12 protein-coding genes are annotated in these 11,971 nt (G+C 67.4%); 2 read left to right on the top strand and 10 right to left on the bottom strand.

The window, feature by feature from the left end; translation table 11 throughout:
• Positions 1-129 precede the first annotated feature (129 nt).
• Genes mftD through mftA form a run of 4 tightly spaced genes read right to left on the bottom strand, consistent with a single transcriptional unit; the run spans position 130 to position 2,883 of the window.
• A complete protein-coding gene (gene mftD, locus A5781_RS22025) occupies positions 130-1,320 on the bottom strand; it encodes a pre-mycofactocin synthase MftD (RefSeq protein ID WP_067211909.1) in 1,191 nt (396 codons plus the stop codon).
• 2 nt (positions 1,321-1,322) lie between these two features.
• Complete coding sequence (mftC, locus tag A5781_RS22020; RefSeq protein WP_067211826.1) at positions 1,323-2,519, bottom strand: mycofactocin radical SAM maturase; 1,197 nt, start codon at positions 2,517-2,519, stop codon at positions 1,323-1,325.
• On the bottom strand, positions 2,516-2,809 hold the full coding sequence (gene mftB / locus A5781_RS22015) for a mycofactocin biosynthesis chaperone MftB (RefSeq protein WP_067211819.1): 294 nt from the start codon (positions 2,807-2,809) through the stop codon (positions 2,516-2,518). The genes mftC and mftB overlap by 4 nt, the downstream gene beginning before the upstream one ends.
• Complete coding sequence (gene mftA, locus A5781_RS22010; protein ID WP_040621348.1) at positions 2,794-2,883, bottom strand: mycofactocin precursor MftA; 90 nt, start codon at positions 2,881-2,883, stop codon at positions 2,794-2,796. Before mftA ends, mftB begins: the two co-directional genes overlap by 16 nt.
• 99 nt (positions 2,884-2,982) lie before the next feature.
• Here mftA and mftR point away from each other — a divergent pair, with 99 nt between their 5' ends.
• Both mftR and A5781_RS22000 read left to right on the top strand, forming a co-directional pair.
• The gene (gene mftR / locus A5781_RS22005) at positions 2,983-3,579 is read left to right on the top strand and encodes a mycofactocin system transcriptional regulator (RefSeq protein ID WP_197503869.1); all 597 of its coding nucleotides are present in this window, start codon (positions 2,983-2,985) and stop codon (positions 3,577-3,579) included.
• Positions 3,576-4,619: a DUF2332 domain-containing protein gene (locus tag A5781_RS22000; RefSeq protein ID WP_067211815.1), complete on the top strand. Its 1,044-nt coding sequence runs from the start codon at positions 3,576-3,578 to the stop codon at positions 4,617-4,619. Before mftR ends, A5781_RS22000 begins: the two co-directional genes overlap by 4 nt.
• A gap of 45 nt (positions 4,620-4,664) precedes the next feature.
• Here the strand turns inward: A5781_RS22000 and A5781_RS21995 are convergent, their stop codons facing one another.
• The 6 genes from A5781_RS21995 to fusA all read right to left on the bottom strand — a co-directional run bounded on the left by A5781_RS21995 (position 4,665) and on the right by fusA (position 11,962).
• On the bottom strand, positions 4,665-5,870 hold the full coding sequence (locus tag A5781_RS21995) for an NAD(P)/FAD-dependent oxidoreductase (RefSeq protein ID WP_156624937.1): 1,206 nt from the start codon (positions 5,868-5,870) through the stop codon (positions 4,665-4,667).
• On the bottom strand, positions 5,866-6,693 hold the full coding sequence (locus A5781_RS21990; RefSeq protein WP_067211808.1) for a mycofactocin-coupled SDR family oxidoreductase: 828 nt from the start codon (positions 6,691-6,693) through the stop codon (positions 5,866-5,868). The genes A5781_RS21995 and A5781_RS21990 overlap by 5 nt, the downstream gene beginning before the upstream one ends.
• 49 nt (positions 6,694-6,742) lie before the next feature.
• The gene (locus A5781_RS21985; RefSeq protein WP_067211805.1) at positions 6,743-7,582 is read right to left on the bottom strand and encodes an SHOCT domain-containing protein; all 840 of its coding nucleotides are present in this window, start codon (positions 7,580-7,582) and stop codon (positions 6,743-6,745) included.
• A gap of 89 nt (positions 7,583-7,671) precedes the next feature.
• Positions 7,672-8,424, bottom strand: a complete 753-nt coding sequence (locus A5781_RS25290; RefSeq protein ID WP_082939471.1) for a PE family protein — start codon at positions 8,422-8,424, stop codon at positions 7,672-7,674.
• Positions 8,425-8,556: 132 nt separating this feature from the next.
• On the bottom strand, positions 8,557-9,747 hold the full coding sequence (tuf, locus tag A5781_RS21975) for an elongation factor Tu (protein WP_067211802.1): 1,191 nt from the start codon (positions 9,745-9,747) through the stop codon (positions 8,557-8,559).
• Between the two features lie 109 nt (positions 9,748-9,856).
• Positions 9,857-11,962: an elongation factor G gene (gene fusA, locus A5781_RS21970; protein ID WP_082939470.1), complete on the bottom strand. Its 2,106-nt coding sequence runs from the start codon at positions 11,960-11,962 to the stop codon at positions 9,857-9,859.
• Positions 11,963-11,971 lie beyond the last annotated feature (9 nt).

Raw genomic sequence — 11,971 nt, 5'->3', positions numbered from 1 at the left:
TTTTTTCTGACTGGTTCATCAGGGGTTCGAAATTTGTGCTCGTTCGTCACGGATACCACGCGTGTACCACCGTTTTAGGGCCGCCGAGCATTCCGGGTAAATCTGCCCGGGATATCGGTGATTAGCCGATCAGTCGGCCCCGCCGGACGGGACACCCAGCGCCCGGGTGAAGCCGGCCGGCACCAGGATGTCCTCCGGGCCGAGGTCGTGGACGCTGGCATGGCCCAGACCCATCAGCGCCGAGTCGATGCCCCCGCGCAGGATGTCGAGCACGTTCTCCACGCCCGCCTGGCCGGCCGCAGCGAGGCCCCACAGGTAGGCGCGGCCGATCATCACCGCGCGCGCCCCGAGCGCCACGGCCTTGACGACGTCGCTGCCGCGGCGGATGCCACCATCGAGCAGCACCTCGACCTCATCGCCGACCGCGGCGGCCACCGCGGGCAGGGCGCGGATGGAGGCCGGCGTGCCGTCGAGGTTGTTACCACCGTGGTTCGACACCGAAATCGCCGAAACACCGGCATCCACAGCCCTTTTCGCGTCATCGACACGCATCACGCCCTTGAGCATGAAGGGGCCGCCCCACAGCTCGCGTAGCCAGGCGATGTCCTCCCACGTCGGGGGCGGCGTACCCATCCACTCGCCGTAGGCCGCAAAAAAAGGCGGACCGGATTCACCGCGGCGACCCTGGTTGGGCACCCGCAAATCCGGCGGGCGCAGTGTCTTGCCGTATTTCCACAGCCAGCGTGGCTTGAACACCGCTTCCGGAGACTGCCGCAGGACGGTCCGCAGGTTCATCGCTTCGGGAATCTGGGGACTACCCCAGTCGCGCCCGTGGGAGAACGACCAGTCGGTGGTGACGATCAAACCGACCGCACCGGCCTGGCGCGCCCGTTCCACCCGCTCGGCGATCGCGTCGCGCCCGCCCAGCCAGTACACCTGGAAGAAGATCTTGGGATTGGCGGCGATGACCTCCTCGATCGGTTTGCTGGCGAAAGAGGACAGGCCCATCGCCGTTCCCCGCGCCGCCGCAGCCCGCGCGACCGCGACCTCACCGTCCGGATCGACCGCCTGGACACCGGTTGGCGAAATCAGCACCGGCATCGAAATATCTTGTCCCATCACGGTAGTCGATAGGTCGCGCTTTTCCTGCGCGCCCACGACGTGCGGGGCGAATCCGAGTTCACCAAACGCCGCGACGTTATCGGAGACGGTGACTCCCTTTTCGCTGCCCGCAAGCAGCGCCGAGTAAACGGATTTCGGCAGCCGCCGCTTCGCGCGCTGCTGCGCGATGGCGACGGTTTCAAACCACTGGCCGGCCATGATCACACTGGGCTTTCGTTGCACAGCCGTGCTGGTGGCACGTCCGGCGGCCGCACCGACAGCGTCAAGGGCACCGGCTGGCGAACCCGCCGCCCGTGGGAATGGTCGGCCCGAGGGCGCGGCGTCTCGCGCCGGCGGGCCAGCGCCGACGCGCTGTGCCCCTGGACGCATTCGGGATCCGGCCCGTCCATCGGCAGGCCGGTGAAGAACTTGGCCGCCATGCAGCCGCCCCGGCAGGCGTCGTAGTGGCCGCAGCTGCCGCACGCGCCCGCGGACTGCGGTTCGCGGAGCTCACGGAACAGCGGTGCGTTCTTCCAGACCTGGTCGAACCCACCGTCCGACAGAACATTTCCGGCCAGGAAACGGTCGTGGATGGCGAACGGGCAGGCATACACGTCGCCCACCGGGTCGATCAGGCACACCACCCGGCCGGCACCGCACATGTTCAGCCCGGCCAGCGCGCCGGAGGACCCCAACGGCGACAGATGGAAGAAGGAGTCGCCGGTGAGAACCCGCTCCCCCTTGGCCACCAGCCAGTCGTAGAGCTGCACCTGCTGCTCGGCTGTGGGGTGCAGGTCCTCCCAGACGTCCGCACCCCGGCCCGAGGGACGCAGCCGCGTGATCCGCAAGGTGGCGCCGTAACGGCTTGCCAGCGCGGCGAATTCGTCGAGCTGGTCGACGTTGTGCCGGGTGACCACGACGGAGATCTTCGCGTCGGCAAAGCCCGCGTTGGCCAGGTTTTCGAGCGCGCGCACGGCCATGGCGAAGGATCCCGGGCCCCGGACCGCGTCGTTGACCTCCGCGGTGGCCCCGTCCAGCGAGATCTGGACATCGACGTAGTCGCTGGCGGCCAACCGGGCGGCGACCTCTTCGGTGATGCGGACCCCGTTGGTGGAGAACTTCACCCCGACGTGGTGCGCGGTGGCGTAATCGACCAGCTCCCAGAAGTCCGGGCGCACGGTGGGCTCCCCGCCGCCGATGTTGACGTAGAACACCTGCATGCGTTCGAGCTCGTCGATGATGTCCATGCACTGCCGGGTGGACAGCTCCCGCGGATCCCGTTTACCCGAGGACGACAGGCAGTGCACGCACGCCAGGTTGCAGGCGTACGTCAGCTCCCACGTCAGGCAGATTGGCGCATCCAGCCCGCTCTCGAACTGCTCGATGAGCCGCGGCACTCTGGCCAGTCCGGCGGTCATGGAACCTCCTGAGGTACCAACATCTTCGAATCGGCCAACACGCCTAGCGCGTGTAAGTACGGCGCCTCCCCCGAGTCGTCCACACCCGCCGCGCGGCAGGCGGAATGCACATCGGGATGGTCGGCCAGCGACCGCACCACCGTCAGAATGGTGCGGTTCTTGAGAAAGGACAGCTTGCGGGTGCCGAAGTGATAGAGCAGCGCCCCGAACGGTTCGGGTCGAACCGCCACCTGTGGGTGCAACCGCCAGCCGTGGTCGGGGTCGAACACGCGGGTCAGTAGACCCCGCACATGCCGTCGATGGACACCTCTTCGACCAGGGTCTCGGCGACGAGCTGGGTCTCGGTCTCGGTTTCGTGGTCCACGGGTCATTGCCTTTCGTCGGTTCTTGACAACGATGGGGATCGAGTCACAAGCTTCGTCAGAATATGGCATCGAGTGCCGAAACGGAAGGGCGGGGTCGCATGGTGCCGCAGCCACGGGTGGGCCGTCGCCGCTCGACAACTCCGCACCACATCACCGACGTCGCCATCGAACTGTTCAGCGCCCGCGGTTTCGCCGATGTCAGCGTCGACGACGTCGCGCGGGCCGCCGGCATCTCGCGGCGGACGCTGTTTCGCTACTACGCGTCCAAGAACGCCATCCCCTGGGGCGACTTCGACACCCACCTCGCGCACCTGCGCGACTTGCTCGACAACGTCGATCCGCGGGTGCCGCTGGGCCAGGCACTGCGCGATGCGCTGTTGGCTTTCAACACCTTTGACGAGTCCGAGACCGCGCGGCACCGCGAGCGCATGCGGGTGATCCTGCAGACGGCCGAACTGCAGGCCTATTCGATGACGATGTACGCGGGCTGGCGCGAAGTGATCGCCGGGTTCGTGGCCCGCCGGTCGGACCGCAAGACGACCGACCTGCTGCCCCAGACGGCCGCCTGGACCATGCTCGCGGTGGCGCTGTCGGCCTACGAGCACTGGCTGGGTGACGAGTCCGTCCCGCTGCCGACCGCCCTGGGCAACGCGTTTGACGTTGTCGGCGCCGGACTGGACAGGCTGGATCGGTGACCGGTGACCACCTGCTGCACACCCTGCGCGCGCAGGGGCGGTTCTGCGCAGGCTCGGGCTCACCGATGTACGGGGAGCTTTTCGAGCTGGTGGCCATCGACGTCGTCGCCGGCGGCGTCTTCGCCGCCATCTTGTCCGGGCACGAGGACGACCCGTCGCGCCTTGCGGTGCCCCTGCGGCTGCTCGGCGGGCTGCACCGATTGGTGCTCGACGGCCGGGCAGCGCAATTGCGCCGGTGGTATCCCAGCACCGGGGGCAGCTGGGACGCCGAGTCGGCGTGGCCGGAGATCAAGGACGTCGCGGCCGGCCACTCCGAGGCCCTGCGCGCGGCGTTGCGGCAACCGCCCCAGACCAACGAGGTCGGGCGGTCCGCCGCGCTCATCGGCGGCCTGTTGCACGTCAATTGTGAATTCGACCTGCCGATAAGGCTTTTCGAGGTCGGATCGAGCGCGGGGCTGAACCTGCGCGGAGACCATTACGGTTATCGATTCGCCGGCGGCCAGTGGGGGCCGGGCGATTCGCCGGTGACCATCGAGGACGCGTGGCGCGGCGCGCTGCCGCACGGCCGGGTACGGATCGTCGAGCGGCACGGCTATGACATCGCACCCATCGACGTCACCGGGGCCGACGGGGAGCTCACCGTGTTGAGCTACGTGTGGCCCGACCAGAGCGCCCGACTAGAGCGGTTGCGCGGCGCCATCGAGGTCGCCCGGCGGATGCCGGCCGGGCTGGAGCGCCAGACGGCGGCCGACGCGGTCGCCGGCCTGACGCTGGCCGCGGGCGCGCTTACCGTGCTGTGGCATTCCATCACCTGGCAATACCTGTCCGGCGAGGAGCGGGACACCGTCCGCGCGCGCGTACAGGCGCTGGGCGAGCAGGCGGATGAGCGATCGCCGTTCGTCCACCTCACCCTGGAGCCGGCGCGCGACCGGCCCGACTCACCCATCCGGTTCTTGGTGCGGGCGCGCCGCTGGCCGGGCGGCGACCTCGAGATACTCGGCGAATGCCATCCGCATGGCCCGCCGGTGCGCTGGCTGTGAGCCCTGGACACGAAAACTGCTGGGGCGCAGCTGCTTCCGCCAGAGTCAGCCCAGCAAATCCGCGATGGGCGCGCCGGCTGCGATCTTGGCGCGCACCTTCATGACCTTGCCGGGCATCCCGCCACCCACCACCCCGACCAGCACCCCGTCGCGCTCGTAATAGGCCAGGAACTTGCGGCCGTCGTCTTCGACGAGGTGGACGGTGTCAGTGGCTTCGGGCTCGCCGAGGCACTGGATCTTGACGTCGTACTGGTCGCTCCAGAAGTACGGAACGACCACGGACGACGAGACTTCCTGCCCCAGCATCGCGGGCACCACCACGCGGGTCTGGTCGGCGACGTTGCTCCAATGTTCCACGCGCGCTTGATGTCCCGTCGCGTCGCGCCAGGAGGCGACGTCACCGAGCGCCCACACGTTCGGCGCGCTGGTCCGTCCGGCCTCGTCGCAGAGCACGCCGTTGTCGACCTCGATGCCGCTGCCCTCGAGCCAGCCCGTGGCGGGGTGGGATCCGATGCCGACGACCACCAGGTCCGCGGCGAGCTCGGTGCCGTCGGTCAGCATTACGGTGTCCACCCGCTCGTCGCCGCGCACTTCGGCCACCCCGACACCGAGGCGCACGTCGACCCCCTCCGCGCGGTGCAGGCGCGCGACCAGCTCGCCGATCCGCTCGCCGAGCACCGACGCCAGGGGCGTCGGCTGCGGCTCAACCAACACGACGTCCACCCCGAGGCTGCGTAGGCTCGCCGCCACCTCACAGCCGATGAAGCCGGCGCCGACGACGACGGCACGCTGGCACGCGGAGGCGTGCTCGCGCAACGCCATGCTCTCGTCGAACGTGCGCAGCACCCGGATGCCCGCCAGATCGGGCAGCGTCGGGATGCGTCGCGGCACCAAGCCGGTCGCGATGACGAGTTCGTCGTATCCGATCACGGACCCGTCGGCCAGCGTCACCGTCTGGGCCGCGGTGTCCAGGCTGGTGGCCGCCGCACCCAGCCGCAGGGTGATGTCGTTCTCGTCGTACCACTCGCGCGGTTTGAGGGCCACGTCGTCGACCTCTTTGCGCAGCACCTCTTTTGACAGCGGCGGGCGATCGTAGGGCACGTGCACCTCATCGCTGATGATCGTGACGCGGCCGGCGTACTCGGATCGGCGCAGCTGCTCGGCGGTCCGGGCAGCGGCCAGACCACCACCGACGATCACAATTCCTTTGCTAGCGGTCACGTGGAGTTCATACCACGATCGCCGGTCAATACTTCAAGGCGCCCTTGTCCACGGGGATCTGCGTGCCGGTCACCGTGCCAGAGCCGTCGCCAGCTAGCCACGCCACGACATCGGCCACTTCGTCTGGCGTCATGAAGCCGTTGGGCTGCAAGGGCATCGGGGGGAAGCTGTGCACGAAGCTGGGATGGCGGGCAAATATCTCCATCATCGCCTCCGGCTCGATCATCGGGGTGTCGACCGAGTAGGGGTGGATGGAGTTGACCCGGATGTTGTATTCGCCGAGCTCGATGGCGAGGGTGTTCGTCAGCGCGGTGAGTCCGTGCTTGCTGGCCGAGTAATGCCCGTTGCCCGGAGTGGCTTTCAGCCCCGCCGACGAGCTGACCACCACGATCGAGCCCCCGTTGCCGGCTTCGATCATGGCGGGCACGGTGGCGCGCAGTGTGCGCCAGGTGCCGGTCAGGTTGACCCCGATCACCGTGTCCCACTGCTCATCGGTCAGCTCCCAAAGCCGGCCCCAGCTCAGGACTCCCGCGTTGGCCACCACGATGTCGAGCCGTCCGAATTGTTCGACGCCGTCGGCCACCAGTTGGCGCAGCGCGGCGTCGTCCCGGATGTCCGCTTCACGGGCCAGCACCTTGCGGCCCTCGGCTTCCACCAGGCGGACGGTCTCGATGAGGTCCTCCGGCGTGGCCGGCGTGTAGGTCAGGCTCTTTGACGCCGGGGCGCAGATGTCGAGCGCGATGATGTCGGCGCCCTCGCGGGCCAGCCGCACCGCGTGCGAACGGCCCTGGGCGCGGGCGGCGCCGGTAATGAAAGCCACCCGCCCCTGCAGTGATCCAGTTTGTCCCGCCACGCAGCCAGGCTAGCAGCGAAACTGAAACCTGTTCTAACTCGCCCGCCGATCAGATTTCGGAGATGATCTGGGCCCGCCGGCTGTTGTACTCCTGGTCGGTCAGCGCGCCACTGGCGCGCAACGTCTCGAGCTCCTGAAGCCGCTGAGCGATCGACGGCTGCGGGGGCGTCACCACCGGTGCCGGGCCCGCGGCAGCGGCTGGCTGGGCGGCCTGCGGGGCCGGCGCCTGTTGTTCGGCCGCGCGGCGCACCACCGCCTGGACCTGCTGGCGCAGCCCCGGGTTCGACCGGATGTCCACCATCCGGTTGAGCGGAACGTTGTTGGCCTTGAGAATCTGCAGGATCTCCATCAACGGGCCGGCCTGCCCGCTCAGGTCGTAGGTCCTGTTGTCCTCGGCCACGGTGAACTGCGCCGGCACCAGACCGTTGACCAACGCGCTTCGCTCCCAGTCGATTCGGTACTCGTTGGTGGTGGGGTTGACCAGCACCACCACCTTGCGGGCGCTCAGGTTGCCGAGCCGGGTCACGCTCGCGATCACCCGGTCTTCGCTGTCGAACGGCAGAAAACCCGGCCCGGAGATGTGCAGGTTCACCTTCACCACCTGCTGGTTGTTGATCCACGTCCCCGTCTCGGTGACGCCGGTGATTTGGGCGAGCGCCAGCACCCCGTTCTGTTCGAGCTCCGCCGTCTTGGCCGAGGACTTCGCGCCGTAGTTGGCCAGCGCGAGCGCGATGAGCACGTCGGCCACCGTGATGAGCAGGCCGACGTAGAACATCCACTGCAGCAGGCTGCCCAGGCCGAGGGTGAAGTAGACGATCAGGAAAATCGGCCCGACCAGGCCGCCGCACAGCAAAACCACCAACTGTGCCTTCAGATAGCGCGCCAACACGAGCGTCTCCTTACCCTTGCTGGGATTTTCGTGTCAGGTTAGCTGTCGCGATGTCACCGCGCGCGCCATAAACGCAAACCGGCCCGGCGTCAGTCCACCTTGGGTATCAGTGCGGGCGCGGGGCGCGCAGAAGACTCCGCCGACGTCGGCGCGGCGGGCGAATGGGCCGACACCATCTTGACCGGCGTGCCGGTCGATACCGGCATCGCCGGGGCCGCGGCGGCCTGCGGTGTCTCCACCTGCGCCGGCGTCGACGCGAGCGGATTGACCGGCGCCGGGGCCGGCGCCGCGGGCTGCGTGGTGGCCGGGGTATAGGCGGGGGTCACCATCCGCACCGGCGTCGCCGATGTGGTGGCCGGGGCCACCACGGCCGGCCCCGTGGTGGCCGCGGCCACCGTCGGGCTGGCCGGTGCCTGCGCACCGGCGATCGCCGAGGCCGGCCCGACCGCCGACATCAGGGGTCCCGCCGGCACACCCGGCGCCGAACCGCCCGCGGCCGTCACCGCAGGCAGCTGCGCCGCCATCGACGCGGGGGCCGCCGCGGACTGCAGGGGCGTGGTGTTGGCGGCCTCGGTGGCGAGATACTGCGCCGCGCCGCCGTTCATCAGCTGCACGAACTGGTTGTGAAACACGGCGGCCTGAGCGCTGAGCGCCTGGTAGACCTGAGAATGCGCGTCGAACAGCGTCGCGATACCGGTCGACACCTCGTCGGCACCCGGGGCAAGCACGCTCGACGTCGGCCCCAGCGCCATCGAGTTCGCCGACGTGATCGTCCAGCCGATCCTGGCTAAATCCGACGCCGCGGCGGCGACGTACTCGGGCGTCGCGAATACGAAGGACATCCGAACCTCCCGGCCATCTTCCCCCGACTCCCTTGTCCCGGAATCGTAGCGGAATCGTCAACATCCGGCCCGGAAAACGCGTAAAGCCCGGACCGCCGAAATCGGCGATCCGGGCTCTACGGCGAACTGGACCTACTTGATGATCTTGACGACCCGGCCGGCGCCGACGGTGCGGCCACCCTCGCGGATCGCGAACCGCAGACCGTCGTCCATGGCGACGGGCTGGATCAGCTTCACCGAGATGTTGGTGTTGTCACCGGGCATCACCATTTCGGTGCCCTCCGGCAGCGTCACCACACCGGTCACGTCGGTGGTGCGGAAGTAGAACTGCGGACGGTAGTTGTTGAAGAACGGCGTGTGCCGGCCGCCCTCGTCCTTGGACAGGATGTAGACGCTGCCCTCGAACTCGGTGTGCGGCGTGGTGGTGCCGGGCTTCACGACGACCTGACCGCGCTCGACGTCCTCGCGCTTGATACCACGCAGCAGCAGCCCGACGTTGTCGCCGGCCTGACCCTGGTCGAGCAGCTTGCGGAACATCTCCACACCGGTGACGGTGGTCTTGGTGCTGGTCGGCTTGATGCCGACGATCTCGACTTCCTCGTTCACGTTGACCACACCGCGCTCGACACGACCGGTGACCACGGTGCCACGACCGGTGATGGTGAAGACGTCCTCGACGGGCATCAGGAACGGCTTGTCGGTCTCGCGGACCGGGTCCGGGATCGACTCGTCGACGGCCTCCATCAGCTCCTCGACCGACTTGACCCACTTCTCGTCGCCCTCGAGCGCCTTGAGCGCCGAGACCCGGATCACCGGGGCCTCCTCGTCGAACTCCTGGGCGGCCAGCAGCTCGCGGACCTCCAGCTCGACGAGCTCGAGCAGCTCCTCGTCGTCGACCATGTCGGCCTTGTTCAGCGCGACCAGGATGTAGGGCACCCCGACCTGACGCGCGAGCAGCACGTGCTCGCGGGTCTGCGGCATCGGGCCGTCGGTGGCGGCAACCACCAGGATCGCACCGTCCATCTGGGCCGCACCGGTGATCATGTTCTTGATGTAGTCGGCGTGACCCGGGGCGTCGACGTGGGCATAGTGCCGCTTGTCGGTCTGGTACTCCACGTGGGAGATGTTGATCGTGATACCGCGCTGACGCTCCTCGGGAGCGTTGTCGATCTGGTCGAACGCGCGGGACTCGTTCAGGTCCGGGTACTTGTCGTGCAGAACCTTGGTGATAGCCGCGGTCAGCGTCGTCTTGCCGTGGTCAACGTGACCGATGGTCCCAATGTTGACGTGCGGCTTCGTCCGCTCGAACTTCGCCTTCGCCACTTCGTTGTCCTCCTGGACTGTTGGTGCTCGTTAAAGCAGTGTTGGTGTTTTCAGTTGTGCCGCGCCCAAGGCTTTGCAATGACCCGGCAAGATTACTCCGAGGCGATATTTACTGACCCGTCGCCTTCGCGATGATCTCCTTCGACACGTTCGCCGGCACTTCGGCGTACGAGTCGAACACCATGGAGTAGTTCGCCCGGCCTTGGGTCTTGGACCTCAGGTCGCCGACGTAGCCGAACATCTCCGACAGCGGCACGTGCGCCTTGACGACGCGTGCACCGCTCCGCTCCTCCATGGCCTGGATCTGGCCACGGCGGGAGTTCAAGTCGCCGATCACGTCGCCCATGTAGTCCTCGGGCGTGGTGACCTCGACGGCCATGATCGGTTCCAGGATCACCGGCTGGGCTTGCTGCGCAGCCTTCTTCAGCACCTGGGAACCGGCGATCTTGAACGCCATCTCCGACGAGTCCACCTCGTGGAAGGCGCCGTCGAGCAGGGTGACCTTCAAGTTCACCAGCGGGTAGCCGGCCAGCACGCCGTACTGCATGGCGTCCTGCGCACCGGCGTCCACCGAAGGGATGTACTCACGCGGGATGCGGCCACCTGTGACCTTGTTCTCGAACTCGTAGGTGGCGCCATCCTCGCCGTGGAACGGCTCGAGGCTGATCAGCACCTTCGCGAACTGGCCGGAACCGCCGGTCTGCTTCTTGTGGGTGAACTCGACCTTGTCCACGGCCCGCTTGATGGTCTCCTTGTAGGCGACCTGCGGCTTGCCGACGTTGGCCTCGACCTTGAACTCGCGGCGCATGCGGTCGACCAGGATGTCCAGGTGCAACTCGCCCATGCCACCGATCACGGTCTGACCGGTCTCCGAGTCCTGGTGGACCTTGAAGGTCGGGTCCTCCTCGGCGAGCTTCTGGATCGACAGGCTCAGCTTCTCCTGGTCGCTCTTGGTCTTCGGCTCGATGGCCACCTCGATGACCGGGTCGGGGAAGGTCATCGACTCCAGCACGATCTGGTCGTTCGGGTCGCTCAGGGTGTCACCGGTGGTGGTGTCCTTCAGGCCGATCACCGCGTAGATGTGCCCCGCCGAGGCGGTCTCCACCGGGTTCTCCTTGTTGGAGTGCATCTGGAACAGCTTGCCCAGCCGCTCCTTCTTGCCCTTGGTGGCGTTGATGACCTGGCTGCCGGAGTCGACCTTGCCCGAGTACACCCGGACGTAGGTCAGCTTGCCGAAGAACGGGTGCGTCGCGACCTTGAACGCCAGCGCGGAGAACGGCTCGTCGGTCGACGGCTTCCGCGTGATCTCAACGTCCTCCTTGCCCGGCGCGTGCCCGACGGCAGGCGGCACGTCCAGCGGCGAAGGCAGGTAGTCGATGACCGCGTCCAGCATGGGCTGCACGCCCTTGTTCTTGAACGCGCTGCCGCACAGCACGAGGTAGGCCTCGGAGTTGATGGTGAGCTTGCGCAGCGCACCCTTGATCTCGTCGACGGTGAGCGCTTCGCCACCGACGTACTTCTCCAGCAGCGCCTCATCGGTTTCCGCGACGGCCTCGAGCAGCTTGGTGCGGTACTCGTCGGCCTTCTCCTGCAGGTCGGCCGGGATGTCGACGACGTCGTACTTCTCGCCGAGCTTGGCCTCGGCGCTCCACACCTTGGCCTTCATCTCGACCAGGTCGACGACGCCCTCGAAGTCACCTTCCGAGCCGACGGGCAGCTGGATCGGGATGACGTTGGCGCCCAAGCGCTCTTCCATCGTGCGCACCGAGAAGTAGAAGTCGGCGCCGATCTTGTCCATCTTGTTGACGAAGCAGATCCGCGGCACGTCGTACTTGTCGGCCTGGCGCCACACCTGCTCGGACTGCGGCTCGACGCCCTCCTTGCCGTCGAAGACGGCGACGGCACCGTCGAGCACGCGCAGGCTGCGCTCCACCTCGACGGTGAAGTCGACGTGCCCGGGGGTGTCGATGATGTTGATCTGGTTGTCGTTCCAGAAGCAGGTGGTGGCCGCGGAGGTGATGGTGATTCCCCGCTCCTGCTCCTGCTCCATCCAGTCCATGGTGGCGGCGCCATCGTGGACCTCACCGATCTTGTAGCTGATACCGGTGTAGTAGAGGATGCGCTCCGTCGTCGTCGTCTTGCCGGCGTCGATGTGCGCCATGATGCCGATGTTGCGGACCTTGGTGAGGTCGGTCAGCACGTCCTTCTGTGCCACAGAAGTCTT

Source organism: Mycobacterium sp. 852002-30065_SCH5024008, assembly GCF_001665645.1.
Classification (GTDB): Bacteria; Actinomycetota; Actinomycetes; order Mycobacteriales; family Mycobacteriaceae; genus Mycobacterium; species Mycobacterium paraffinicum.
The sequence above is the reverse complement of the archived record's forward strand: the minus strand, read 5'-3'. Positions and strand labels throughout refer to the sequence as shown.